The sequence below is a fragment of the Spartinivicinus marinus genome, from assembly GCF_026309355.1.
GTDB classification, from domain to species: Bacteria; Pseudomonadota; Gammaproteobacteria; order Pseudomonadales; family Zooshikellaceae; genus Spartinivicinus; species Spartinivicinus marinus.
In genome coordinates this window covers 4,044,490-4,070,044 of the sequence record NZ_JAPJZK010000001.1, presented here as the reverse complement: position 1 = coordinate 4,070,044, position 25,555 = coordinate 4,044,490, and the positions used below count along the sequence as shown (strand labels likewise).

The 25,555-nt window shown below is 39.7% G+C and carries 22 protein-coding genes and 1 pseudogene; 9 read left to right on the top strand and 14 right to left on the bottom strand.

The window, feature by feature from the left end:
- Positions 1-4: 4 nt before the first annotated feature.
- The 12 genes from OQE68_RS18495 to OQE68_RS18440 form a co-directional block, all read right to left on the bottom strand.
- Positions 5-847 carry a PhzF family phenazine biosynthesis protein gene (locus tag OQE68_RS18495; RefSeq protein WP_180570403.1) on the bottom strand — a complete coding sequence of 281 codons (843 nt, stop codon included), beginning with the start codon at positions 845-847 and terminating at the stop codon, positions 5-7.
- Between the two features lie 91 nt (positions 848-938).
- Positions 939-1,238 carry a hypothetical protein gene (locus tag OQE68_RS18490; protein WP_180570402.1) on the bottom strand — a complete coding sequence of 100 codons (300 nt, stop codon included), beginning with the start codon at positions 1,236-1,238 and terminating at the stop codon, positions 939-941.
- Positions 1,223-3,124 (bottom strand): anthranilate synthase family protein, encoded by a 1,902-nt coding sequence (locus OQE68_RS18485; RefSeq protein WP_180570401.1) that lies wholly within the window; start codon positions 3,122-3,124, stop codon positions 1,223-1,225. Before OQE68_RS18485 ends, OQE68_RS18490 begins: the two co-directional genes overlap by 16 nt.
- On the bottom strand, positions 3,124-3,744 hold the full coding sequence (locus OQE68_RS18480; protein WP_180570400.1) for an isochorismatase family protein: 621 nt from the start codon (positions 3,742-3,744) through the stop codon (positions 3,124-3,126). The genes OQE68_RS18485 and OQE68_RS18480 overlap by 1 nt, the downstream gene beginning before the upstream one ends.
- A 342-nt stretch (positions 3,745-4,086) precedes the next feature.
- A complete protein-coding gene (locus tag OQE68_RS18475; RefSeq protein ID WP_180570399.1) occupies positions 4,087-4,545 on the bottom strand; it encodes a PhzA/PhzB family protein in 459 nt (152 codons plus the stop codon).
- A 123-nt stretch (positions 4,546-4,668) separates the two neighbouring features.
- Entirely contained in the window at positions 4,669-5,700 is a 1,032-nt protein-coding gene (locus OQE68_RS18470) for a 3-oxoacyl-[acyl-carrier-protein] synthase III C-terminal domain-containing protein (protein WP_180570398.1), read from the bottom strand.
- A complete protein-coding gene (locus OQE68_RS18465; RefSeq protein WP_180570397.1) occupies positions 5,697-5,939 on the bottom strand; it encodes a phosphopantetheine-binding protein in 243 nt (80 codons plus the stop codon). Before OQE68_RS18465 ends, OQE68_RS18470 begins: the two co-directional genes overlap by 4 nt.
- On the bottom strand, positions 5,926-7,428 hold the full coding sequence (locus OQE68_RS18460) for an AMP-binding protein (RefSeq protein ID WP_219340159.1): 1,503 nt from the start codon (positions 7,426-7,428) through the stop codon (positions 5,926-5,928). The genes OQE68_RS18465 and OQE68_RS18460 overlap by 14 nt, the downstream gene beginning before the upstream one ends.
- 40 nt (positions 7,429-7,468) lie before the next feature.
- Positions 7,469-8,656: an acyl-CoA dehydrogenase family protein gene (locus OQE68_RS18455; protein WP_180570433.1), complete on the bottom strand. Its 1,188-nt coding sequence runs from the start codon at positions 8,654-8,656 to the stop codon at positions 7,469-7,471.
- Positions 8,649-9,443 carry an SDR family NAD(P)-dependent oxidoreductase gene (locus tag OQE68_RS18450; RefSeq protein ID WP_180570396.1) on the bottom strand — a complete coding sequence of 265 codons (795 nt, stop codon included), beginning with the start codon at positions 9,441-9,443 and terminating at the stop codon, positions 8,649-8,651. Before OQE68_RS18450 ends, OQE68_RS18455 begins: the two co-directional genes overlap by 8 nt.
- 24 nt (positions 9,444-9,467) lie before the next feature.
- Entirely contained in the window at positions 9,468-10,895 is a 1,428-nt protein-coding gene (locus tag OQE68_RS18445; protein ID WP_180570395.1) for an MFS transporter, read from the bottom strand.
- Positions 10,896-10,919: 24 nt separating this feature from the next.
- The gene (locus OQE68_RS18440; protein ID WP_180570394.1) at positions 10,920-11,597 is read right to left on the bottom strand and encodes a class I SAM-dependent methyltransferase; all 678 of its coding nucleotides are present in this window, start codon (positions 11,595-11,597) and stop codon (positions 10,920-10,922) included.
- 869 nt (positions 11,598-12,466) lie between these two features.
- Here OQE68_RS18440 and OQE68_RS18435 point away from each other — a divergent pair.
- From OQE68_RS18435 to OQE68_RS30895, 3 genes and pseudogenes are all read left to right on the top strand, one after another.
- Positions 12,467-12,847, top strand: a complete 381-nt coding sequence (locus OQE68_RS18435) for a VOC family protein (protein ID WP_219340157.1) — start codon at positions 12,467-12,469, stop codon at positions 12,845-12,847.
- 366 nt (positions 12,848-13,213) lie between these two features.
- A pseudogene (locus OQE68_RS18430) lies at positions 13,214-13,417 on the top strand (transposase); the annotation flags it as partial.
- Between the two features lie 260 nt (positions 13,418-13,677).
- A complete protein-coding gene (locus tag OQE68_RS30895) occupies positions 13,678-13,875 on the top strand; it encodes an Lrp/AsnC ligand binding domain-containing protein (protein WP_180570431.1) in 198 nt (65 codons plus the stop codon).
- A 76-nt stretch (positions 13,876-13,951) separates the two neighbouring features.
- Here OQE68_RS30895 and OQE68_RS18425 read toward each other — a convergent pair whose 3' ends face one another.
- A complete protein-coding gene (locus OQE68_RS18425) occupies positions 13,952-14,827 on the bottom strand; it encodes a LysR family transcriptional regulator (RefSeq protein WP_180570393.1) in 876 nt (291 codons plus the stop codon).
- Between the two features lie 182 nt (positions 14,828-15,009).
- On the opposite strand from OQE68_RS18425, the gene OQE68_RS18420 reads away from it, so the two are divergent.
- The 4 genes from OQE68_RS18420 to OQE68_RS18405 all read left to right on the top strand — a co-directional run bounded on the left by OQE68_RS18420 (position 15,010) and on the right by OQE68_RS18405 (position 18,856).
- Positions 15,010-16,005 carry a YeiH family protein gene (locus tag OQE68_RS18420; RefSeq protein WP_180570392.1) on the top strand — a complete coding sequence of 332 codons (996 nt, stop codon included), beginning with the start codon at positions 15,010-15,012 and terminating at the stop codon, positions 16,003-16,005.
- A gap of 182 nt (positions 16,006-16,187) precedes the next feature.
- On the top strand, positions 16,188-16,529 hold the full coding sequence (locus tag OQE68_RS18415) for a hypothetical protein (RefSeq protein ID WP_180570391.1): 342 nt from the start codon (positions 16,188-16,190) through the stop codon (positions 16,527-16,529).
- Between the two features lie 182 nt (positions 16,530-16,711).
- The gene (locus OQE68_RS18410) at positions 16,712-17,911 is read left to right on the top strand and encodes a DUF3095 domain-containing protein (protein WP_180570390.1); all 1,200 of its coding nucleotides are present in this window, start codon (positions 16,712-16,714) and stop codon (positions 17,909-17,911) included.
- A 12-nt stretch (positions 17,912-17,923) separates the two neighbouring features.
- Positions 17,924-18,856, top strand: coding sequence for an LVIVD repeat-containing protein (locus OQE68_RS18405; protein WP_219340155.1), 933 nt, complete (start codon positions 17,924-17,926; stop codon positions 18,854-18,856).
- A gap of 252 nt (positions 18,857-19,108) precedes the next feature.
- Here the strand turns inward: OQE68_RS18405 and OQE68_RS18400 are convergent, their stop codons facing one another.
- The gene (locus OQE68_RS18400) at positions 19,109-21,730 is read right to left on the bottom strand and encodes a hypothetical protein (protein ID WP_180570389.1); all 2,622 of its coding nucleotides are present in this window, start codon (positions 21,728-21,730) and stop codon (positions 19,109-19,111) included.
- A 914-nt stretch (positions 21,731-22,644) separates the two neighbouring features.
- On the opposite strand from OQE68_RS18400, the gene OQE68_RS18395 reads away from it, so the two are divergent.
- Positions 22,645-23,244, top strand: a complete 600-nt coding sequence (locus OQE68_RS18395) for a hypothetical protein (protein WP_180568184.1) — start codon at positions 22,645-22,647, stop codon at positions 23,242-23,244.
- A gap of 453 nt (positions 23,245-23,697) precedes the next feature.
- A complete protein-coding gene (locus OQE68_RS18390; RefSeq protein WP_180568185.1) occupies positions 23,698-25,536 on the top strand; it encodes a GspE/PulE family protein in 1,839 nt (612 codons plus the stop codon).
- Positions 25,537-25,555: the final 19 nt, after the last annotated feature.

The following is a 25,555-nucleotide window of genomic DNA, read 5'->3' as shown; positions in this document are numbered from 1 at the left end:
CTCCCTAAACAAAGTATTCGCCAGTTGCAATCTGAAATCCGTAACCACCCGCTTTAATACTTGGCGTGTTTTGCTCCATACAGGCAACAGCATTCATCCTGGATGGTCTGCCCATTTCAACACCTTGGGTAATTTTTATATTTTCACCAAACTCAGCAAAGCCATACCGGCAAAGATGTAACGCTAACGGACCGGCTGCAGACCCTGTTGCGGCATCCTCTGCAACGCCATAGGCTGGCGAAAACATACGAAGCCGCCAACCACCTGCATCATCAGGGCTAAAACAAAGAGCCGCCATATTCTTGAAAACCGACAATTTTTTTAAATCAGGGCTGATTTTTGACAGAACAGAAATACTTTCAACCCCAACAAATACATGCCTAGGCCCAACATCATACATATCAACGGGTAAAGTACTTTTTGCTATGCCCAGAGCTTCAAGTAATGCTTGCTGATATTCGTAAGAGGAAATGACTGGGGTTGGTTGCTCCATTTCTACATGGGCTGTAAATGGACTCTCTTTAACCGGCTCAACAGAAAATTGAAAAGTGCCTTTTAAGGTTTCTATTTTTATTTTTGAGCATTTTCTTGTTTTTGCCAAAGCGACTGCTGTACCAAGTAATGGGTGTCCTGCAAAACCTAGCTGATTGACAGGCGTAAAAATTTTAACCCTGGCGTCCCCACCATTTTGAGGTAGGCAAATAAATGTTGTTTCAGACAAGTTAAGCTCAGCCGCAAGTTGTTGCATGCATTTCGCATTAAGATCATCACAATCAAAAAAAACAGCGACGGGGTTTCCAGTAAAGGGGTCACAGCCAAAAGAATTTACAATTGTGTATTTATGCATATTTCACTCACAGACCATCAACATTATTTTTTGAGTTGCAATAGAACTCGGCACTAGTGGTATATACGCAAACCTGGAAACAGTTGTTACCTTATTTTGCACATACACCACTCGTTTCATACAAAACATCAAAAGCAATTCGATGATCAGGCGGCCTACCAATAATATCAGCTGACATATTACGCGGCATTTTTGCCACGTCGGGTTTGTCGCCATGCCAAATCATCAACGCTCCCCAACGAGGAGTATCTTCTGAGCCAAGCCAAAGTTTCATTGTCAGGTTTGGCACCAATGCCCATTGTTCTAAAATTTGGTTGGTCAGACTGGTCGATAAAAAATTCTGCGTAGGATCATTTTCATTGAGGTCCCACCAAGCTAGTTCAATACGCATTCCGTGTTCACCGATAAAATGGCGTCTTTCAGAATTCTAGGGCCATCCATAGTCAATACAGATTCCGGATGAAACTGCATTGAACAAAAGCTTGGCCCTTGTAACCCATAAACCTGTTTTGAATGTAGATCCCGATAGACTTGAACCTTACCAGCAGGGCTTTCTATATGCGTGTTTTCAGAAATAGCTGTAAATGTATTATAAAACCCTACCGTTTCCGTTTTACCGAAAACTGAGATTTGCTTTTGTAACCCTTGGTTAGGTTTGTGCAACCGTCGAATAGGCAAACCAAGCAGTGAGCATAAAACCTGATGCCCAAAACAAACTGCAATAAAAGGCTGATTCAATTCCAAAGCACTCATCATCATATACCGACTGGTTATCACCCTTGGATCAGTCTGTTTGCGTGGATCCCCAGGTCCTGGCCCTACAACAAGTAACTCGTTATCATTAACTCTGTCCATCGCAGAATACGACTTAACCTTAACTGTCAGCCCTAGTGCTTTCAGCTGATATTCCATCATCGATGTAAAAGCATCTTCATTATCAAGGATGACAACCGAAGGGCCTTCCCTCTGAGCAATAAGAGGAAAGTTACGGGCTTGATCCCCCTGACGTAACCAAAAGTTCGAGAGCCGTTCGTTCCTCTTACTAAGCGATTCAACAATGGGTTCTGAACCAGACAAAGAACATATAGTATTAACCCCCATCGCATTTTGTAATGCTGCCGCCTTTGCCGCTGTCTCCTGAGTTTCTGAACGGGGGTCAGAATCACGCACCAGCGTCGCACCAACGCCAACTTCCATTTTTCCATCGTTTGTAATTTCGGCTGTACGAATAAGAATGGCAGAGTCTAATAACGGTCCATTGTCGTTATTTTCAATAAGAGCGGTAAAGCCACTATAGTATGAGCGCCCACAGGTTTCATAACGAGCAATTACTCTAGTTGCATTTTCCAATGGGCTTCCTGTAACAGTAGGCGCAAACATTGAGCGCTTCAGGATCTGGGATATAGGTAACTCAGTAGCGCCTTCAATTCGATAACCAACATGCGCCAGTCGAGACATTTGAATAAGATAGGGCCCTTGAGCATTAACGTCTGCGGCGCAAATATTAGTCATCATTTTTAATTCTTCATCAAGCACCATAGATAACTCATATTCTTCTTTGGCGTTTTGCAAAAACGCTAAGAGACCTTCTTGGGTAGGTCCTTTAGTCGGAAACCGGTACGTACCACTTATTGGAGTCATCACTGCTTTTTTATTATTGAGCTTGATGTGCATTTCTGGGGAAGCACCAACTAAGGTAACGCCATTCATACGAATAAAAAAAGTCCAATAGGCACCCGTTTCCTGTCGCAATAAATTACGGAAAATCGTCAGCCCAACTCGATCTTCATAATGATCAATATCACCGGTTAAAGTGCGCTTAATTACGAAGTTGGCTCCCTCTCCAGCACCAATTTCTTGCTGAATAACTTGTTTTACGATTTCTTCGTAAGTTTTATCATCTTGCTTAAAATGAGGTGTTTTTAGATTAATGGGTGCATCAGGTAAATCCGCCAGCGCTGTTCCAAGCGGCAAGGTTTTACAGTCATTAATTTCAAGTGCTAAAAAAGGCACTTGGTCATTAATAACTGTGTAACCACGCTCTTCAATTTGACGGTAAGGGGCAACCAGTAATGTGCCCCATTGATCTGTTTCAGATTGCTCGCGTTGTACCTGATCAAATTCGGACAAATTGTCAAGCACTCGCTCTGAGCCAACTAACACTTCAAGTGTCGGCTTTTTATATCGGTCAGGTCGATAAACCAACGCATAGCTATTTAGTTTTCCTTCAATAGCCATTTGTAAAAGTGTTAGTGCCTCAGCCGTTAGAGCTGTCATCACTTGCACACCTCCTGAGTTGGTATAACCTTGGCGCAACATTCAGCCGCATAATTTAACGCCTGTAAGTGAGCCTGCTTTGAAAAGTCAGCAATGGCATCCTGAACCAAAAATACTTCAATATCTCTCGAATAAGCGTCAACAGCACTCGCTAGAACACCAATATGGGCATAAACCCCACAGATTATTATCTGATCACGTTTGTGTTCAAGAAAAATTTTATCCAGTGGAGTAGAATGAAAAGCACTATAACGCCATTTAGCCAGCACGGCTTCTTCATCCTGAGGTACGATTTCCTCTGTAATAGCCGTATGAGCTGGATCACGGCTCATGCCTTTTCCCCAAATATCAATAAGGAGCCCGCGCTCTTTCTCTGTCATATTTCCACGTTGAGCAGTATATACAACAGGTATGTGATGTTTTCTGGCATATGAAACAAGCTTCTGGCAATTTTCTACCAGCTCACGACGTAAAGAAGATGGAAATAAGCTCAGAAAATATTTTTGCATATCATGAACAAGCAATATACTTCTATTATTTTCTTTCTCCCATTTCACAATATTTTCAGCACTTAATTCAGGCGATCTCAGTTCATAGTTTTCAATCTGTGGAATACTCATTTTATACCTCCTATTATGGGTATAGGAATATTTTTTTGCATAACACTCATTACAAACAAATTAGCACTTTATTTTTACACCTAAAAATGATTCATGATGGGTATAGCCAAGACAAATAATTTTCAGGAAGCTGGTGATAACCGCTCTAACTGAAATTAAAAAATGCTAGCAAAATCGTTAGATAACAAAATCCTTCAAAAAGCACTTAACCTGAATTACAAACAATAAAAACAAATTAAATTAAGAAAACTAACTAAAAGAGCACTTCAAATCATAGACTGACTTTAATAAAAACTTAAAAAATGTCAGGTTAAAGACTATACCAGGCTGAGCTTTTTAAATTTAAGCAGGAATACCAGCTCTAACAATTTTAGGGACATCAATACCAAGTGCTTTAAACTGTTGACATGGATTCATAAACTCACGCTGAAGTTTTATCTTGCCATTTTCAAACTCAAAATAGTGGATAAAGTGATTTTCATATATACCTTCTGGATATCCCTCAAAACGTATTAATCCTTTTCCATCACATTCAACCCAAAATTTATTAGGGTCTTGGCTATCAAAAATATCGATGTTATACCATTCCCAATCAGGGAAGCATTGTAAAGACCAAACGGCATGTTCTGCTAAAAGCGCTTTGCTACGAATAACAATAGGCTCTCCAGTATCTGTGGTCCAAAGCCCGCCGCAACCATCCTCAGTGAATAACTCATGTCGTTTTAATCGATCTTGCCCCTTTGTATTCATATACTGCTCAACAATACGACGATTGTGTAACCGAGTTTCTTCTTTATTCATTACTGTTTTCCTTTATTTATAACCAATAATATTTATTTTTTTGTTTTTCATTAGAAGACTTTATTCGCTTATATCAACCATTTTTTATAGTTATCTATTCTCTTCGCGAATGATTTTTAGGCTCTAATACTGCTGATACTCAAACAAGCAGCACCCCCACTTCATACCCGTCGAAATGGCACTCATCACAATCCGGTTTCCTGGTTTAAAAACGTCTTGCTTTTGCATCATGTCGAGTGAAATTAATAAATCAACGCATCCCATATGCCCAAGTTCGGCTACCAAGGCAATATTAGTGTTATCAACTGCAATGCCTAACTTAGCAGCAAGCATCGCTATACTCTGTCGGCCTTCCAGTGTATGGAGCAATATCAAGTTACTTTCTTTCGACCAGCTCGCTTCATTCAGACATGACTCAATAATTTGAATTGTATTATCTGCACGAAGGGCCAAGAACTCAGTAAGATCACTACCAGTCAATCGATATAGTTCCATGATTTTTTCCCGGCCTAGCTGATCATTCCGACTATCATGATCGGGTAAAACTACCGGCTTCAAACCACCCCCACGCTCGATACGCATCATATCTACAAAGCGCGTATCTGATATGTCTTGACCACTTTTATAAACAAAGCAGCATTCTGCCGTTGAAGTACTGTTGGTTTTACCTACTATCGCAGCTGCAGCGCCGTCACTTAGAATGGCGTTCATCAAGCCAAACCTGTCGTAGTGTGGCTCACTAACACGCTGGGCAAGTACAACCACGCCAACCTGCCCGTCATCTAGGGTGTCTATAAGACCACGAGCGGTAATCCAAGCACTGATAGCCGTTCCACAGCCTTCTACTAGGTTAACAGTCTTTAATTGTAAGCCTCCTAGTTCAGCTCCAATCTGGCAGGCAAGATCAATTCCAATGAAGTCAGGAACACTAGACTGACCAGCGACAATAAACCCAACATCATCAGCACTGTAACCAGATGCTTCCAGCGCTTTAGTCACAGCCTGAGCCCCCATCACGCGTGTACTAGTATTGTCTATCCCGTATTTGTCATAGCCTGCAAGGCGAATGGCTTCCAGTTGCATTTTGTTAGGGTGCTTAACATCTGCGAGCCTGCTAGATTGTGGAAGCACATGACCAAGACCAAGAACCTTCATTCACAGCTCTCCAGTTGTGTTTCAGTAAACTCTATGAAGACATTTTCAAGACGATCACCCAACAACTGAGCTACGTTTATCTCAATTTGCTGCTCTTTTAGCATGCTTGCCACCTGCAGTGCTAACATCGAGTTACCACCCAGCTCAATAAAATGATCTGTAGGTCTTATATCTGGCTCATCAAGAATCCGCCCTACCTCAGCCAGTAATGCTTGTTGTGCGATACTATATTTCTCCACAGGTACTCCTTCTCAATGCCAGTCGATCAGTCTTACCCCTATCGTTAACTGGCCACTTATCATCATTAAGTAGTAAATATCGAGCAGGCCTCAGGTAAGGAGGTAATTTTGAGCAGGCCAACCGCAGATCACGCGTGGACAGTTGGGCCCCCTTTTGCACCCTGATACATGCCATCAAAAAACTGCCCTGATGACTGTTTTCAACTAGAACAACCGCTTCATCAATATTGGGAATAGACTGTAGATACTCCTCAACTTCATAGGGCTCTACACGAAATCCGTTAATTTTTTGATAGCCACTTGATCGACCAAGGCAGACAAACTTCCCCTGACCAACAACCTGACACATGTCACTGGTATGGTAACCATCAGTGATAAGCTCACCGCCTAGGTAGCCATCAAACACCTGAGCTCCACGCAATACTAATTCGCCCACACCCAGCTCATTAATCGCCACTAACTCAAACTTCATCCCAGGGAATGGCTTACCTATTGGTATCGATTCCAACTCAAGATCAGCCTTAGAAATAAGGTGATGAGAACAAAATACTGTAGCCTCTGAGGGACCATAAGTGTTGAACAGACGTACCCTGTGTCGACTTAACTCATCAAACACAGCTAATAGAGTACTAGGTGAGAGTTTTTCACCACAGAAGATAACATCGGTGAGATGCAAGCTTTCTACACAATGCTGGTTATTGGCCTGTGAAAAGATATAGCGAAATTCTGAAGGCGTCACCGACAGTATGTTGACTCCCGCCTTTACCATGAGAGCGAAGGTAGCCTTAGCATCACGTTTGATATGTTCGTCGAGAATTACCAAGCAGCCATTATGGGCTAAACATCCAAACGTCTCCCATATCGAGAAGTCAAAAGACAGGTCATGTATCCACAACCACTTAGCGTATTTGGGAGCAGCCAAGGTCTGCTGAGTGTTATCTAAAAAGGCTGTTAGTTGTCCGCTATTGATTGGAACAACTTTAGGTTCACCTGTTGTACCAGAGGTCCTAACACAATAAATCTCAACACCAGTTTTACTGTCCTTTGCTGGCGTTTGGGTACATTCAGCCAGCTTAAAAAAACGTCCAATGTCCGTAATGGCTATACCATCGCCTGGAAATAGCGGGTTATTTGACAGGACTCCCACACAGTTAGCCTTTTTAGCCGTTTCAAGCCCCTTAGTCTGATCAAGCCCTCGAGGCAATGCCATAAATGATATACCCGCAACCAAACAGCCTAAGATCGTTTCATATAGTGCTATGGAACGAGGCAGATCCAGTGCAAGACGCTGGCCTGAAATCACCCCTGCATTAAGCAGCTGGTCAGCTATGCGCTGTGCAGCCTCACTGAGCTGTCGGTATGATCTAACAACATCTCCTTGTTCAACAGCTGGTGCATCCGGATTTTGATCCAGAACTTCACTAAACGCCGCTATAATTGGTTGTAGCTCAGCGCTTACTTGTGTTGCTATTTTATTATACGCCGTCACTCTTTTTCTCCGTTCTTAACCCTTTGCATTCCAGGACTAGCTAGAACATACGAGTCAGTGTTTTCGGGTCACGTCCAAGAACAGATAGGCCAACCGCTTCCTCTGGAACAAGTTTGGAAAACCCACCATGACGGGCACCAACGTTTACATCACGCCATATCCGTTCAAGGGGATTCTCCTTATCTAGTCCAGAGGCACCATTAACCCAAAGCAGGTCTTGTACAATATCTACACAACCACGCATAATCTGTGTTGCCCGCCCTCGAATATCAACCCGATCTTGAGTAGTCAGCGCTATGTCAGGCTCTCTTGCAGCTTGGTCGATAATGTCAGCATTGTATTCTGCTGCTCGCTTGTACAAGTCCAGTGCACTATGCAGCCTTCCAATCTCTGCTCTGATTGCGCCCGAGTCACTCATAAACTCGTAGTGACTACCAAGCACAGGGTGCTTATCTGCAGTAGTGATTATGTACTCAAAGCCAGCTTCTACCGCTCCAAGCATCGAGCCAACTAGGCAATTCATTAATACGCCAGTGAACAGCCCAGAGTACGACGCTTGCTTTCCATTACCGTTGAAGTGACTTTGTGAGCGGTTTTTTCCAGATAAAATGCACGAGTAGTCTTCTATATGATCGTCTGGTACTTCAATGCCTTGAGCGCGAACGGTAACACTTTGAGTTCCTCGCAACCCTGTGGACTTCCAGGATTCAGCCTCATCTAGTTGTTCAGCTGGAATAGCCACTACGCGAACATCTTGTCCATTGGAGTTTTCAACTGCAGCAAGACAAAAGAAAAAGCTGGAATATCGCCATCCTGATGCATACCGCCACTCACCATTTAGCAGCCACCTACCTGATAGCTTGTCTTTTACCAAAACCCCTGGACGTCCCAGCACCATGGCTAGAATTTTGTTGTGCCTCATCGCAAGCGCTGAAGAGTCCAACGACTGAAAGCACCCTCGCATTGTCCAAGCGGAATTAGATACCCCAACAACCCACGCAAGAGATGCATCAGTCTTACCAAGCGTTGTACAAACTTGCAGCACATCTCGAAGAGAGCCAGGGCCAGCATTGCTCTTTTCATCAAGTATCTTTACAAGATCTGAAGTGCTAACAACATCGAGGAGCCCTTTAGTTAGCTGCTCACGATCTGCCTCAGAATAAGCACTCACAATTTTTTCAATGTCAGTACTCGCTTTAATCTGTTGTGTATAGGCCAAATTAGTCATCAAAAACTGCCCTCCAATCCCGAATTTTTTGTTGGGCTTCTTCTACAGCAAACTCAACAAACTCACGGGAAGTTGCGATTCGTTGTGGCATAACAGGGCTATCAAACATTTTCCAAAAATAAGGTAAGCTTGCAGTGGGATCCTCAATGTTGTAGCCACATGACGCTCGCTTCATAAGTTCGGATGCGTTGTAATTGGCACTGATCTCATGACGACGAGCATAGGTGCTAGCCCATCCAGTCTTATGCGGACCAGGCTCTATGCAACCTACTTGAATACTTGAACCCTGAAGCTCCTGACGAAGAGTGTCGGATATAGCTTCTATTGCATATTTACTGATTTGATACGCGCCAAGCAAAGGCCAACAGGCCACACCGCTCATGCTTGAAACCAGTAGAATTCTTGATGAATCCATCTCTCGCATAAAGGGTAAAAGCGGCCGAATCACATTCAAGCAACCTTCAACATTGGTCGTAAATTGCGCTCTGATTTGCTCATTAGACACATCCTCTAGGGTTCCAAATTGGGCGTATCCAGCTGCGGTTACAACCCGACTCGGTGTGCCAACTGTTCGCACTGCACTGATTAGCTTTTCTGTTAAGTCTTTTGAATCTTGGACATCTGCCACACAAGGCACAAAGTGACCTTGATATGCATTGACCATTTCTTCAGCAACTTCCTTTGAACGGGTAATGCCAATTACTGTGTCTTGACGATCGGTAATTATCGAGTGTGTCCAACACCGACCCAAGCCACTTGAGCAACCACTAACAACCCAAGTATTCATAGTTATTTTCTCCATTTATTTCTGTTAGAGCTTGGCTAGTGCAGGCTCCTGACGACTACTGGATAGATAAGCCCCAACCGACAGGCTGACAGCAATCAGCAGGAAGCAACCAAAGGCTGCATATGCAGTAACATCCGGTGATTCACGAAGACTAATAATTGTTACTTCACCCCTTTGATTAAGCTGATGCCGCACAATCGAATCAAACGCAATTGCTACAATGACCCCACCTAATGCACTCATAACCTGACGTATAGAGTTAAAGAAAGCAGCTGCTCGACCAATAGTCGCTATTTGAGCTCGTCCAAGAGCCAAGTTGGCAAGTGGAGCAAATGCCAGTCCTGTACCTGCCCCCGCAATGACCATAGCTGTACAAAGTGCTATAAAGGCCAGTGCACCTCCAGGAATAAACAAACCAATTAAGCCTAATGAAGCACTTGCGAGTGCAAATAATGTCAAACCAGTTCTGACTATTATTTGTGGAGCCATACGATCAGAAAATTTGCCAGCGAATGGTCCTACCAATGCATTTGATAAAGCGATAGTGATCATGACTACACTGGTCGCAACTGGACCAAACGCCATTCGTATATCCAAGAGAAAAGCTAACGGTAGATAAAAAGCTGTCAGGCTGAAGCCAAGTAACCCCGAAATAAAGCATATTCTGAGAAAGGTAGTGTCAAACCATAATTCGCGAGATAAAATATATTCACGCTTTTTCTTTAATTCATTCCTAATTAAAATAGCTGCAACAATGGCACTGGTTAGTAACAGGATAGCCCCTGAATTTGCTGTAGATTCCGTGGCACTCAAAAATTGAATTCCAACAATTATTCCAGCCAAACACGCTCCATATAAACTACTCACCAACGTTTCTTTAAATTTAATGCCTCTCCCTGGGTCACCTGGCAAACTCAAAATAGCGACTAGCAAGCAAACCAACGCAACAGGAATATTAATCCACATCACCCAACGCCAATCAGCCGTTGTTAAAAAGAACTGAGTAGCAACAGGACCCGTTGCAGTAGCAATGCCCGCTACAGCCCCCCAAACGCCTAGAGCAGCTCCTCGTCCACCATCGGCGAAAAGAATTGAAATATACGCCATGCTTTGTGGTGTTAACAGACCAGCACCTACCCCCATCAAGGCTCGACCAATAACTACCTCGGTAAAAGTTTGCCCAGCACCACTAATGGCTGCACCTATACCAAGAACAAATAAAGCCACCAACACTACAGCCTTTCGATTTGCCGAGTCTCCCAGTCGTCCCCCTAAAAGAAGGAATGCGGAATAGGTAATTAGATAAATATTGTTGACCCAAGCTACCTCTGCCGGGCTCACATTAAACTCATTCATAAGTGTCGTGTAAATCAACGGCACAGTGGTAGTGTCCATCATGACAATAAAGAAGCCTAGACACAGTCCAATAAAGGAGAGGTATTTTCGCTGCATTTTTTAGCCCTTAGTTTATTATCATTAAATTGTGGTATGAAGAACTAAATGCCATGCCGGAAGACGTGTCCTCCCATTGTTATCAAGCTGAATGTTTAGCCCTTTTTTCTCCTGAAAATCCTCAATGGCAACTGCATTACCTTTATATTCCACTCGCTCCGCCAGCTTAATTTTCCAGCCACTTGCTTCGATAATATGTGTAATTTCCGATAATTCACTCGCAAGAGGTTTTGGCATTCCGTTCAATGATGGGGCAAACGTTATAAGATGAAAAACTGTTTTTTCTGATGATAAACGGTACATTTCTTTTAAATATATCAACCGCTTCTCAATAGGTATTGCATGGTATGCTGCAGAATCTAAAATAATATCGAAGACTGGTGATAATGTGGTATCGCAAGCATCAAGCACTAAAAAAGAAATTTCAGAGTCTGCATACTGTTGACGACACATATCAATTGCCGCGCTAGAAGTATCAATTGCAATTACATTAAAACCACAATCATAAGCTGCTTTAGCATTTCGTCCAAGACCACAACCAACATCTAATAACCGACCAGAATGAGTTATATTCTTAAGAATGTCAGACACGATGGGTTGTGGCTCTCCTATTTCCCAAGGAACATTGGTAATTTCTGCACTTTTTAGCAGTGATTTACCTTCATATACTCCTTTGAAGTCTGCGCGATCATATTCGCTCATTCTGTTTCCTCTATATTTTTTAACAATATTATTTTTAATTCACTGTATTTCTTTATTAAAAACGAACAAATCAGAAGCACATTTTTATAAATGTGCTCATAGCACTCATTACTTAATCACAAATACTTATTATTTTTCTCGATAATCTCAAACTTTCGTATAAATACAGCCAATGCTATAGATGAGACTAAAATTAACATTAGCAATAACTTACCTGCCACTTATAGTAATTATTAACTTTTGCAGCCTTGCAAACCAAATAGGTAGCGAATTCTTTAATAAACAATAACCAACAATAGTCCAATCAACCAAACTATTAGAATTTTATCAATCAATAACGATAGCAGTGTAAAGAATAAATAGTTAACTTGTTAATAGCACTTAAGTCGTATACAAAACCAACTCAATACAACCTTAACAAACAACAGTATCAGGAAAGCAAGAGTAATAGCTGACTCACAAACACTAAAATTATTAAGTAAAACTGAATAATTAGTAACAATCCAAGTCTTTTAATCACAAAAAGTAATTTAATCGACACACTTCATACAATCACTCAAACAAATTATTGATCTAGATCAATGGATTATTATCATATTTTTTGTAAGTATCTCATGTAAAAACATAATGGTATCTAACAAGCAGGTAAGCGTAATAAGCCACATAAAAAATACAAACAATACTATAACCTGATTGACTTTCCAGCTTTTAGACAAAATTTATGAGGGAATTCTTTGTAAGTAGTCTGATATTGGTTATAGACAAAATTACTCATTATTGACAACTCAATAGTAATACTGTTAATTTCGCTCAACACAAAATACACCACATGGAAATTTGTGGATTTCTAAATTTTGAATCGAGGCTAGATGATGACTTCGTTCCCTAAACCCAATCTTCAGCTTATTTATGTATCTGACATTGAACGTTCGACAACTTTCTATAAAGCGCTTTTTAATACTGAACCCGTATTTTCGAGCCCTCGTTATGTAGCATTCGCCGCTGACACAGATGGTGAAGCATTGTTTGCTCTTTGGACAGGAGGAGTACAACCAGATGCCTCCGTTCAACGCTTCTCTGAAATAGGAATTATGATGCCAACTAACAATGATGTTGATAGATTATTTGATGAGTGGCAGGATAAACCAGGGATCAAGATTATTCAAGAACCATACACTGAAGTCTTCGGTCGTACTTTTCTTATTGAAGACCCTGATGGCCACATCATCAGAGTGTGCCCTGTAGACTAATACAATTTTAACCCTCATACTTAACAGTATGCGGATAATCCTATACATCTACACTGAAAATATTTGTATTATTCCCTACAAGCTACCTACCAACCACTGGCTAAGCCAGTGGTTATATAAACGTTACTCTGACCTAACCCTAGATGCTACACCAGATGTACCTCTGGCACCGCTCCCACCACGATAAAGAATAACAGCATCACTCTTAGGTAATATATTTATTATTTTTACCAAATCAGCGGTACTGCCAAAACCGTTTCACAAAAGGGGCTGGCATCGTATATTATTTTTCATACCTTAACAAAAAATTAAGGAGGCCTTTTTGATCGAGGTTATCGCGGCTAACAGCAGGTTGCAGACGCACAGATTATTTTACCCAAATCACCTTTGAAACGAGACAGTCGGTATCAGAAAAACAAGAAGCGAAAAAAGTGTCGGCAGCGGGCAGCTATTGAGCCGATAATTGGACATTTAAAAACAGACCACAGACTGGCAAAAAATTATTTAAAAGGCGTCATTGGTGATGCTATCAACCTTTTGATGGCTGCATGTGCCTGGAATCTGAAGAAGTAGATAAATCAGTTTATTAATCGAATTTTGGGTTTTTTACAGCAAGTACTGATAGTTATTTTTAGGCGTTAGCCCCCATGGCGGGAATAATAACCCTCTAGAGTGTCAGTAGCCTCTCTCGCAAAAATTTGATTTTAGCGAAGTGAGACTAAAAAAACATTTTTTCAGGGGCGACTAAATATTTTTCAGCAGAGGAAGGCTGAACTGATTTCTTACAATTAACAACTGTAAATGCAAATAATACTTATTAACTCGACTCCATAAGCAATCACTTCTATAACCCTTATTATGTAGCAGCCGAATGCGATTTTATTTTAGTTCTAACCGTTGCCACCATTGCAGATTATGAATTGTTAACTCGAAAGCTATTTTTTGATAACCCAAATATCAAACGGTTTCGAACCTTTGTTGTAATGGAGTCTGTTAAGGCTAGTTTGGCAGTGCCTCTTGCCAGTTAATAACACCACCTTCATAGCAAGTACATTTTATCATCTATATATAGTTTAGCCCATCCTAATACTGCACCGCTTTTGCCTAAGAGCTCGCTAATAAAAAACTTACAAATCCTTGGGCAGGTGCATTTAAATAGCTGTTTTCGTTACTAAGTAATGAAAAACGTCGAGTTAAATCTAGAGGTGTTTTTAAAACAACCAATTGCCCCGCAACAATTTCATCTGCTATAGCTAATTGAGAAAGGCACCCTAGTCCAAGTCCAGCTTTAACTGATTGTTTAATTGCTTCATGGCGCGTTAATTCCAAGCCTAAGATGGCTCGCCCTCCTATTCGCTCAATTGCCGCATCAAATACCGCACGGGTACCTGACCCAGGCTCTCGTAAAATCCATTGCTGCTGCTGTATATCTTTAATGGTTAGTTTACCTTTTTTTGCCAGTGGATGTTCCGGGTGACAAAATATATTCAGCTGATCCTGACGCCAAGGCTTGATAGTAAGGTGCTGATGAATAGCCGGTCCTTCAATTAAACCAATATGCGCCTGACCTTTATCTAACTTTTCAATCACATCCTGGGTGTTGGCTATTTTCAGTTCAGGCTTAACCAGTTTATGAGTGGCTATAAATTCAGCTAGTAATTTAGGCATTAAAAACGAGGCAATGGTTTCGCTAGCGACTACCCGTAAAACTCCCGTTACTTCGTTGGTTGGAGCCACCTGCAGCTCATTAACCATATCGGTAATTTGGCGAGCTTTAGCTAATACATCTAGCCCAACATCAGTAATCACCAATTCTCGCCCAACCCGGCTGAACAAAGGATACCCCAACGACAACTCCAGCTCTTTCAATGCTTGACTTGCCGCAGACTGACTCATAGCTTGCTCATCAGCCGCTGCTGTTAGGTGCCCTAACCGAGCAATCGCTTCAAATAACCGTAGCTGCCTTAACGTAACACTCATAGCTTTTCCTACATTATAAACGTTCGGTTTATCTTATATATTATATTAAAAACATTCATTATTCTTATAGTTATACAGCGCATACAATCTTATTCGCTAATGATCTCCCCTTGGATAGGGTCTGTTGTAAAAGGTCAAGCGTCTAGTAATTTTAGGATTCTCTCAATATTGAGGTTGTTATTATGCCTGTTGTTATCCTACTACCCTTACTCGCCATTGCGGCTATAGGGCTAGCACAAATCAGCTTTTTTAGTCAGCTTGGTTTAAGTGCCCTACCACTGGCAATTATTTTAGGCACTACTATTGGCCATCTACCACAGCATCAACCTGACTCTCGAGAATTATTATTTATTAAGTTTTGCCAACAACAGCTATTAAGGCTTGGTATTATTTTATTTGGCTTTAGCTTAAGCTTTCAACAAATTGCCGCCGTTGGCTGGCAAGCATTAGTTTTGGATGTTTTTATTATTTTAATTATTTTTTGTATTGGCTCATTGATAGGCATTAAACTATTTAAGCTTCCTCGTGATATGGCTATTTTAACTTCTGTGGGCAGTGCCATCTGCGGTGCGGCTGCTATTCTAGCCACTGAAACGTCTATTAAAGCCCGTCAACAACATGTGACAATTGCTGTAGCCACAGTCGTTTTATTTGGTACTCTGGCAATGTTCAGTTATCCCTTTATTTATCAGTTTTCAGGCATATCAGAGCAGGCATTTGGTATTTATATTGGCAGTACAGCCCATGAAGTAGCACAAGCGATTGCTGCAGGCCAGACTATTAGTCAAAACACCATGCAAACGGCAGTAGTAGTCAAATTAATTCGTGTTATGCTATTAGCTCCTTTTATTTTAATGCTTACCATGGTGTTAAAGTTAGATAAAACAGCCTCAGAAGATAATTCAAGTAAAGCCAAAGTTACCATTCCCTGGTTTGTAATAGGGTTTATAATAGCTGCAGGTATAAACTCCTATATTGAAATACCACAACCCATTCTCAAGATAATAAGCTTTATTAGTCAATTCTTATTAGCCATTGCTATGGCAGCCTTAGGCATGCAAACCCAATGGAAAGTGATTAAATCAGTTGGAAGCAAACCTATTTTATTAGGATTCATATTGTTTATATTGTTGTTATCAGGTGGATTTTACCTGAACTATTTACTTATCAACGGTTGATCACCAGATTAATGTATCGCGACACAATAAAAATAAGGGCACAAGCATAACTTATTTAACCCTTGTGTCTTTCGATTTATTCAAAGTTTATCTAAAAACCGTGCACACTTCCTTTTAAAACTCAATCAATAAAGTACCATGAGCAGGTAAAAAAATAATAACTTCCATAGGGACTAAATGGAATGGATATACTCTCTTCAAAAGACAAGTTATTCAAGCCAAACTTCAATTTTCGTCATATTTTTGTTTTAATCAATTTAATTTTCGTTAATATAGCTTCACTGTCATGGTCTGCCGAGCCAAGAATTCAGTACACCCTCAATTCTGCCAAAGAGCAAAAAACTAAAGCCCCTATTAATAGCAATCCTCCCAAAAAGCCTGAGATCACCTTACAGCTAGATAACTCGCCTATCGATATTAACGACCCCTACTCAATTAAAATAGAAAATAAGTTTGATAATAGATTCGAAAACAACTTAAAAGAGCCTGGCGTAAAAATTAATTTTACAATTTGGTTTGATTAACTCTATTCCCTTCATGAATAATTGACAGTGTTCACTCTTGTCGCTCATCATTTACCCGCATACTTCAATAAAAGACACTTCTAATAAGTACCCTATACTCTATAATGAAGATATCAACAGCTCATTAATGGGTACTATTGAAGACAAATTGCTGTTTTCCTTGATTAACTTGGTCATAATCTATGCAATCAGAAAGTCAACACCATGATCTGACTTTTTACCAGAACCTTCCTACGTTTACTACATTTTCAGCCTTCATTAACGCCCAACACTTTGCTCCAGCCCCTGATAACTGGTTAATTGTAATCAGCGACGTGGTTCATTCATCAAAAGCAGTGGCTAATGGGCGTTACAAAGAGGTTAACATGGTAGGCGCCAGCTGTATTACGAGTGTGCGTAACGCCTTGCCCAACTGTGAATTTCCTTTTGTATTTGGAGGAGATGGTGCAACAATGTTAGTGCCAGCTATATACAAAAATATTGTCGAACAATCACTGATGGGCACAAAACAGTTGGCTGAGCAAACATTTCAATTACAGTTAAGAGTTGGCATAGTGCCTATATCTGCTGTAAGGAAGCAAGGCAAAGACGTGTTGGTTGCCAAATTTGAATTAAGCAATGGCAACCAACTAGCTATGTTCAATGGGGGCGGAGTTGAACTGGCTGACCGTTTGATTAAAGCAGATATTAATGCACAACAGTATGCACTAAACCAAACCGACTCTGTTACAGCGCCAGACCTCACGGGGCTTTCCTGCCGCTGGGAATCATTAACACCTCGTAATGACCATATGTTGTGTATTTTAGTTCAGCCTTTATTCAGTGATATTGAGCAACGGGAGCAAGTATTTCAAACGATTATCCCCCGTTTAATGAAAATTACTGGCCAGGACTTTCAATTAACTAAACCTGTTACTCAAGCTAACTTACAGTTTAAGTGGCCACCTCAAGGTATAATTCTTGAGGCCAAAATAAGTAAAGGCACCAAACCATATTGGCAGCGCTATTTGTATTTACTGTTTAATAGTTTTATCCAGGCAATCCTTAATAAGTGCAATCTCTCAGCAGGGTCTTATAATGCCCCTGTTTATCGCAACCAGCTCTGTGATAACGCTGATTATCGACGTTTTGATGACTCGTTACGATTGGTACTTGATTGCACCAATGAGCAGACAACACAAATAAAACAACTTTTAGAAGAGCAATACCAGCAAGGACAGTTGGTGTATGGTATCCACCAGGCCAATCAAGCGTTAATGACCTGTATGGTTTCCAGCCTGGAAAATAGCCAACATTTACACTTTATTGATGGTAGTGGTGGTGGATTTTGGGCAGCTTCAGTAAGGTTAAAAAATCAACTCAAAAATCATCAAAAGGACTAATGAGGAAAATATATGTTTGTGGCTGCGGCACCCAGTGCGCAATATGCCCTTACTGAATATCCCAATGATTTATACAGCGCAGGTTATCAAGCTTGGGACTTATCAACGCCTTCAAATCCCCAATTTTTACAACAGCTGACCATGCCAGGCCAAATTATTGGAAACCAATGGCATGAATACATTTACCAACAAAACCCACGGGCAGGTAACAGAACCTCTTGGATGGGGGCACGAATGTCCCTTTTTATTCCCAAGCCTATTGCAGCTGGTGGCAAATACGGATTTGCTGCAATGGGAGGATTAGGCTTTTATACCGTAGATATCAGTCAGCCCAATAATATGAAAGTAATCAGCCATCTTGACTTCCCTCCCAGTGTTGCAGGCACTGAAGGTGATTTCATTGATACCAGCCAATTTGCGCACTCTGAAATACTATATTATAGCGGCTATCCTCTTAATGAAGACTGTTGGGAGCCTTATAAGCATATTTATCAAATAGATGTCAGCAACCCCAAACAACCCAGAATTATCGGTACACTACCTCGCCCTCGTCCACCAAAACAGGCCGCATTTACAGACTACTGCCAACGTAAAGGTAGTTTTGGCCCCAAACGTACCGGTGCTTACACTCAACCTGGCGTATCTAAACCAGGAATTCTACCCTATAACTTTTATAATGCAGGGCTCCAAGTTTATGATGTAAATGACCCAAAGCAGCCTTATATCAGTGCTTACTTTGTTCCACCTTTTGCTCCCGATCGTGTTGCAGACTATGCAATGGGTAATTTATCTCATAGTGTTTATGTAGAATATGATCGCAACTTATTTTGGTTATTTACTAATCACGGCTTTTATTTACTAAGCAGCCCAGTGCTAGGCAAACCAGACTTCGGTCCACCAACCATACCCTGGCCAGCTAAAAAAACTATTGTTCAACTACAATAATATTTTATCTAGTATTATTAATAGGCCATTTTTACTAAATGCTTTTCTTTGCTATCGCTAGTCAAAGAAAAGCGCTTGTATTTAAATAATACTATACTAAAGATTAAGAGAAGCAATATATAAAGAGCACTTCAAAATAGTGAAACACATTAAGTAAATTTTTAGTGTTCCTCTTTAGTTAGTGCTTCTCTTTAGAAAGTAAAGGTACATGCTGCGTCATAATCGCGCTCCTTTACCATTGGAAGTAACAACTTATATATCTGTAGTTTCTTTCTGGCTTTCTACTTGATACACCAAATACTGTGCAGCTAAAAACTGATTGAAGACTGAAACGAGCTTTTGGAAATTAACAGCTGTTTTATTACGCGTATAATGAGATAGTGCTAACTTTAATTCTGCTTGCAAGTCTTGATCATTAATTTGTGCGAATAAAACAGTCATCTCTGAGTTAACTACTGAATGTTCTTTAGCCATATTACTAAACAGCTTTTTTAATGCATGCTCATGCTGGTGAGTAAATTGTTTCCAACGATCAGACTGATTAGCACCTTGCAGGGTATTATGGATGGGTAGTAAATAACTGAGTGTATTATTACCCAGCCACTCTTTTTGAATGGTGGTTTGACACGCCTTCACACTGGCACCAATACTACTGTTTATACTTGGTAATATCGGGAGGTTAACATCAGGGCTTTTGATGGTAAGTCCTGAATGGGTAGCCAACCTGACAAATTGTAACACCCACTTGTTTACCAACTTGATTTGCTTAAGGCGAAAATGCAAGCTGGTTTTTCCATCAAGCCCAATATCACCAACATTACTCAATACTTCTTTTAGCTGCCCTGTTATAGCAGCGGTAGAAAGCTCAGCCTGATTATCATTCAGCTGCAATATATCTTTTAGGCTACTAAATGCTGCTCTTTCCGATGCAATCATGGTTAATAGCTCAGATAATCCCAATTGCCCCTTCAACTCAATGGTTATATCCAAATACTGACCTTTTCGGTAATAATTAGGGTGCTCTTTGGTATTAAAATGAGTGATGTGTAAACCTATTGCTGCATTTTCTGTAGGCAATGATACTTGTAGAGAACCACCTTCATAAGTGCGTTTTAATATACTCCGTACAGCAAAAGTCAGCTTATTAATGAAACTTTTCTCAGCCAAGTGAAATAATGGACGCTTCAAGGTTGCCTCAAATTGACTAAAATAAGCCAGGTTTTTGTTTTGCTGCTCATCAGCAACATTGGTCATATAGAGTTGATGTAATGCTGCATACGCAATGGTCACTGCTTTAGTGAACTCTCCGCGCCCTTTTACACCACGGCCAGCCTCAAAAGAAGCTTTTATCTGCTTGGCTTGGCTAAGCTGCTGTTTATTTATTTGTTTAGGATGTTGCTTTGCATAATCACAGAATTGAACTAGCTGGCTATAATGGAGAAACTCAGCTTCTAACTCCTCAACTACCTGTTTGGTTAAGTCAGGGAGTGAGCTAGTATGTACACTTTGCTGCCTCAACTCAGCAAGTCGATTAATACTTGGCGTATATGTTTGCTGGTTATAGCGATAAATACGGCTACTTTCTTGCTTTAAGCTATCTAATAATGGTTGCCGACTCATAATATCCATATTTAACTGACTTTTTTGATAGCTTCCTTGAAAGATTCGCTGAAACAACTTTAAACCTGCATGTAATTTTCCTTGCACTAGTTTACACTTTCCTGGTACTAGTTTAGCTGGAGCTGTATGTGTTTTTACTTCACTTGCAAATCCATGCTTTAATAATAAATTATTAAGTCGGTGCTGGTTAGTTAATGCTTGCTGTTGAATTTTCTGAAATATTCTTTCCTGCTTCCACCCTTCCATATGACGACTATTTTTACTGACACCAGTAACTAGTAAGGCTTCCATTAAATGATCTGTATAACGATTAACAAAATCAGTTAAACAACCATCACTATAAACTGTGCCGACTTCTTTAGAGCCCGTTGCAACCCCCTTTAGCATATTACTACCTACTTGAATGCCTAATTCAATGCCACCTGAACGGATTTCAAGAATACCACTATCATCGTCAGTTAATAATTGAAATCCCAACCTAAATGAAAGTTTACTATCAATAAAGTTAACCCCTAATAATCCTGCACCGGCAGATAACTGTAATGACAAACGTATCTGGCTGCTAGCACCTGGCTGTTCAAACTTTTTTAATTGTTGATAAAGTTGTGATTTAATCGTTTCTCTAGTAGTTAAAAGCCCTTGCAAGCGAACTTGAACTGATAGGAGTTGAGTCAATTCATGTAGCTCTCCCTTAGGTAATACTAGGCTTACTTCTTCTAATAACTGATAAAGTGATTCGACTTCTGTCTGTGCTAGATGAGTATTAGAAGACGAACTAATACGCTCAATAAGTAATTGCAAACTAACTAATGGTATCGCTAACTTGGTGTTTGTAGCTTCTACCGATCCCTCCAACTGCCTATGGAGATTCTTTAATAAATATAGGGATTGCTCACTGGATAAATGTCCTTGTTGATCAAACCAATTAAAAACAGGCTCGGGAGGTGACCCAACTGCAGATTCAACAATGGATACAGGAGTTTGATTAATGGTATGGATAGGTTGCTGAAGACAGACTGATTCGTCACTGTTAAATAATGAATCTTCTGTGTATTTAATTGATGACTCACTAAACTGACGTTTAAATAATATTAAAGCCTGTCGTGAAGCTAGCCTATCTGAAGTGGATGAGCTCAGGCTTGTACTGGGTAACAAGCCTGAATTAACTTTATTTATTTGCTTATTTTCTTGACTCCTATTCAGGTTTAACAAACGGTTGGCAGCACAGCCATCCAGGCGAAATATTGAGTTCATAGTGACTCCTCACCTGCTAGTAGCTGTCTTAGACTAAAAGCTCCTCTAATGTCTTATGCTGAAAATACTTTTTACTAAATGGTTTTTACTAAATAGTTTTTTGGCAATCTGTACCATCATCTGAACATATAATAGCCATCATGAATCATTTTTAGGTGTAAAAAAATAAAGTGCTGTATACTCACAGCGAAGGATTATTTAGGCGAGGCCACCGAGCGATGAAGCCCCAGGAGTTTAGATAAACTAAATGACTGGGGTGAAGAGCGATGGTAACAAAGCCTAAAAATCATTCGCGAAGAGTATATAGCCAAGCAAACAACCACTTACCATAATAATATATAAAATCATGGCTCAAGCACTCATTAAAAATCTACGTTTTATGGGCACTTACGATAAATTTACACTTCTTTATTATGGACATATACCTTTTAACATTTATATACGATACAACATCGTATGTAATGATTTTCTTTTTTTAGAACGTATTTTCGCTAAGCACAGACATTATTCAAATATTAGTAGCAGTTTATTTATTGTATCCAAAACAGCTTATTTATGTTTTTTTATTTTTATAGCTTTATATCAAAAAAATCTCTTATTGACTTTTCTCATTTATTAACGAGAAGTTAGTTTATCTATATATCAATTAAATTACAAGTGGATTTCCATGTCACTTATACTTCTACTTTATTAAGAACACCCTCTATTAAGCTTCATCTAATATTAAAGCAATATTTAACCTCTCCAACTGTAAATTTGGTATTTTCATCTTGTGTTAACAACCAACATACTACTAATCTACTATATAGTGTATATAGTGGTCAGTTACTCCAGACCGAATATTTCGTCGGCTATCAGTTGCGGACATGTTCGCTAGACAGGTTCTCCTTCCTTAGTAGAGTACAGCTATAAATATGGATAACCATTACAAAACCGATTATTTCATAGATTATTGGCACAAGCAGTTTTACTTACTAAAAAACATAAAAATAATCAATAAGCTAGCAATATTCTCCATAAAAAAATCTCTACATGAGTTATTTAGCACTAGCGATATTTGTTTTGAGAGAGTATCAACTAATTCTTATCATATTTTTATCTACTTTGTAGATGGTCAATACGAAACAACCAACCCTCCAATTACATTTTCACTTAAACTTCTTGAAGAAGTCAAAATCAGTAAGTCGATCAATCAAAACCCTGTTAATTTAAACCCTGATGATGTATTGCCTTCAACCGAATATTTTAATTTTGCCGAGTTAGAAGATACCTTATCGACCAATAGTTGCTTACTTAAAATTTATGCCAATGAGTTAACTGATAATGTTACTGATGATTTACATTATTTTTCATTTGTTAAATTTGATAATATTAGCCAAGTCGAAGTAAAAGTAGCCAATATGATTAATAATCAAATAGTTGATTTTCTTAAAGGTATAACTCCCTCTCGTGGTAAAGTAGAGTCACCTACTATCTTGAATGTATCCTCACTACTTGACGAAGTACAGCTATAACCTTTCTAAAACTATACCCATCATGAATCATTTTTAGGTGTAAAAATAAAATGGTATCTATTCACAGCGCAGGATTATTTAGACGAGGCCACCGAGCGATGAAGCCCCAGGAGTTTAGATAAACTAAATGACTGGGGTGAAGACAGTTTATTGCTCCTGCATAAACTGCATTCACACCATCCTTGGTGCTTAGTGATGGTAACAAAGCCTAAAGATCATTCGCGAAGAGTATATTTATAGGCTCATGGTGCCACGTCATTCGATGGCCGCATCTAACAACCATTCGTATTGGGTATAAAAAACTGTTACATATAACTATGGCGAGAGTTGATCAAGTATATGGCCTTAGTATTAAGGTAAAATATAGAGGGTTTCATTATTCAATGCTATCTTTCAATTACTCTTATCTTTTATTTAATTTATAAGTAGTAGTTTGTAGTTGGGGATCGTACTATGACTAATGAAGAATTAGAACAAGCTGTTATTGATTATATTACAAAAAACAATATGATTGCCCCCTCCAAACTTATTCAGGCTAAAATCATTACCAGCTATTCAGACAACTTGATCTATGAAGTACTTCATGATCTCAATTTACTAACAGTTGAACAGCTAAACGAAGTGCTTTCTGAAGTGACTGGCTACCCTGTAACCGATCCTCTCTATGAGATTACACAGCGTACCATCCCAGAAGAGCTATTTAATTTATTTTCCAATGAATTAGTACTTAAGTATATTGTTTTTCCCTTTCGTCTTGAAGATGAGCATCTCCATGTTGCCATGTCTAACCCTACCGATAATAAACTGGTCGAAGAGTTGGAAAAGAACTGTGGTAAAGCCATCAAGCGCCATGTTTGTTATTTTAAAACCATTCTTCGAGCTATTGTTAGACATTACCCTTATGCAGAAGGGAAAGAGTTCAATGATGTTATTGAAGATACAATCGATGAAGTGACTGGTAAAAAAGATATTGAACCCTATGTTAGTATTTGGACTGAACCACTGGGTCAAGCGTTACAACGAGAAATCTCCCTATTTACTAAACATACTGAAGCCCCTAGGGCAGGTGAAGTAGGTGTTTCTATTTTAATTCAAAAAATACTTGATTATGCTATTTATATAGGTGCTACTGATATTCATATTGAACCTTATGAAGATGCAATAAAAGTTCGCTTAAGAAAAGATGGTATTCTAGCAACTCAGTGGTATTTACCTAAAATTATCCAATCCCGTTTTTTTAATCGATTAAAAGTAATGGCAAAACTTCAGCCCACCTTAAAAACCCAAGCACAAAATGGCAGCTTCACCTATGAAAATGTAGTTGATACAGGGGTAGACATTCGCATTGCAACGGTACCTAGTATCTATGGAGAACGATTTGCACTACGGCTTCTAGACAAAAACAAACGTATTTTATCTTTAACTGACCTTGGCATGAGTGACGAAGAATATGATAAACTCATTGTTCACTTAAACTCAAAACAAGGACTTATCTTAGTTGTTGGGCCTACAGGCAGTGGAAAAACTACAACTATCTATGCAGCCTTAGAATATTTAAATAGAGATGACTGCTCGATAATGACCTTAGAATCGCCAATTGAATATCAAATGCGTGGTATAAATCAAATTCATGTGGATTTTTTCAAGAATTACAGTTTTGATGATGCTTTTGAAGATGTTCTACGACAAGACCCAGATATTATTTTACTAGGTGAAATTCTAGACCAAGCATCTGCAGAAACAGCTATTATGGCTGCTGCAACTGGTCATCTGATTTTCTCAACGCTTCATGCCACCTGTTCAGCATTTGCTGTACCGCGCTTATTATCATTAGGTGCTACAGCATCTATTCTTTCTGATGTATTGCAGGTCGTGTTAGCACAGCGACTCATTCGTGTTTTATGTCCTCATTGTAAAAAACGTGATTCTTTAAGCAAGAAACGATTAAAAATATTAGGATTATCAGAAAGCCAACTAGGTGGTAGTCGTTATTTCACAGCCAACGGTTGCGATAAATGTAATCAACGAGGCTATTATGGACAAGTTGGTGTCTTTGAATTACTGATTGTAGATGAATACATTAGAGATATGATTTTAAAAGGAAATACAGGTATGGAAATTTACCACTATGCCATTCAGCAAGGAATGACTCCTCTGTTTTCTGATGCAATGGATAAAGCCAAAGCAGGTATTACTTCATTAGATGAAGTTGTCTATCGAATACCAGCAGAACCTCGCATAATTACTGATATCAGTAAGCCACCCGCTAAAGGCCACTTACGAAGAGCATAGGAGATTAATCTCCTATGCT

Coding starts and splice junctions, on each gene's coding strand:
- OQE68_RS18495 (WP_180570403.1), bottom strand. CDS start 847: ATGCATAAATACACAATTGTAAATTCTTTTGGCTGTGACCCCTTTACT.
- OQE68_RS18490 (WP_180570402.1), bottom strand. CDS start 1,238: ATGCGTATTGAACTAGCTTGGTGGGACCTCAATGAAAATGATCCTACG.
- OQE68_RS18485 (WP_180570401.1), bottom strand. CDS start 3,124: ATGACAGCTCTAACGGCTGAGGCACTAACACTTTTACAAATGGCTATT.
- OQE68_RS18480 (WP_180570400.1), bottom strand. CDS start 3,744: ATGAGTATTCCACAGATTGAAAACTATGAACTGAGATCGCCTGAATTA.
- OQE68_RS18475 (WP_180570399.1), bottom strand. CDS start 4,545: ATGAATAAAGAAGAAACTCGGTTACACAATCGTCGTATTGTTGAGCAG.
- OQE68_RS18470 (WP_180570398.1), bottom strand. CDS start 5,700: ATGAAGGTTCTTGGTCTTGGTCATGTGCTTCCACAATCTAGCAGGCTC.
- OQE68_RS18455 (WP_180570433.1), bottom strand. CDS start 8,656: ATGACTAATTTGGCCTATACACAACAGATTAAAGCGAGTACTGACATT.
- OQE68_RS18450 (WP_180570396.1), bottom strand. CDS start 9,443: ATGAATACTTGGGTTGTTAGTGGTTGCTCAAGTGGCTTGGGTCGGTGT.
- OQE68_RS18445 (WP_180570395.1), bottom strand. CDS start 10,895: ATGCAGCGAAAATACCTCTCCTTTATTGGACTGTGTCTAGGCTTCTTT.
- OQE68_RS18440 (WP_180570394.1), bottom strand. CDS start 11,597: ATGAGCGAATATGATCGCGCAGACTTCAAAGGAGTATATGAAGGTAAA.
- OQE68_RS18435 (WP_219340157.1), top strand. CDS start 12,467: ATGATGACTTCGTTCCCTAAACCCAATCTTCAGCTTATTTATGTATCT.
- OQE68_RS18425 (WP_180570393.1), bottom strand. CDS start 14,827: ATGAGTGTTACGTTAAGGCAGCTACGGTTATTTGAAGCGATTGCTCGG.
- OQE68_RS18420 (WP_180570392.1), top strand. CDS start 15,010: ATGCCTGTTGTTATCCTACTACCCTTACTCGCCATTGCGGCTATAGGG.
- OQE68_RS18415 (WP_180570391.1), top strand. CDS start 16,188: ATGGATATACTCTCTTCAAAAGACAAGTTATTCAAGCCAAACTTCAAT.
- OQE68_RS18410 (WP_180570390.1), top strand. CDS start 16,712: ATGCAATCAGAAAGTCAACACCATGATCTGACTTTTTACCAGAACCTT.
- OQE68_RS18405 (WP_219340155.1), top strand. CDS start 17,924: ATGTTTGTGGCTGCGGCACCCAGTGCGCAATATGCCCTTACTGAATAT.
- OQE68_RS18400 (WP_180570389.1), bottom strand. CDS start 21,730: ATGAACTCAATATTTCGCCTGGATGGCTGTGCTGCCAACCGTTTGTTA.
- OQE68_RS18395 (WP_180568184.1), top strand. CDS start 22,645: ATGGATAACCATTACAAAACCGATTATTTCATAGATTATTGGCACAAG.
- OQE68_RS18390 (WP_180568185.1), top strand. CDS start 23,698: ATGACTAATGAAGAATTAGAACAAGCTGTTATTGATTATATTACAAAA.